Annotated in this window: 1 protein-coding gene; it reads left to right on the top strand. The window is 72.0% G+C overall.

Features of this window, described 5'->3' with window-relative positions:
* Positions 1–450, top strand: a 450-nt coding sequence (locus AC07RN_RS21235; RefSeq protein ID WP_478337255.1) for a solute carrier family 23 protein, incomplete at both ends; no start/stop codon positions are given.

Genomic DNA, 450 nt, shown 5'->3' on the forward strand with positions numbered 1-450 from the left:
GTCCCCGCCGCCCCGGACGTCGTCGCGCAGCTGCCCGACCTGAGCCTGGTCGGCGACGTCAGCCTGTTCGGCGCGTTCTCCCGCATCGGGGTCCTGGCCGCCAGCCTGCTGGTCTTCACGCTGGTGCTCGCCAACTTCTTCGACGCGATGGGCACCATGACCGGCCTCGGCAAGGAAGCCGACCTCGCCGACAAGGACGGCAACCTGCCCGGCATCGGCAAGGCGCTGATCGTCGAGGGCGCCGGCGCGGTCGTCGGCGGCGGCGCGTCCGCGTCGTCGAACACCGTCTTCGTCGAGTCCGCGTCCGGTATCGCCGAGGGCGCCCGCACCGGCCTCGCCAACGTGGTCACCGGTCTGCTGTTCCTGGCCGCGATGTTCCTGACGCCGCTGTACTCGGTGGTGCCGATCGAGGCGGCCGCCCCGGCTCTGGTCGTGGTGGGCGCGTTGATG

The sequence above is a fragment of the Lelliottia sp. GFLA7 genome, from assembly GCF_056490165.1.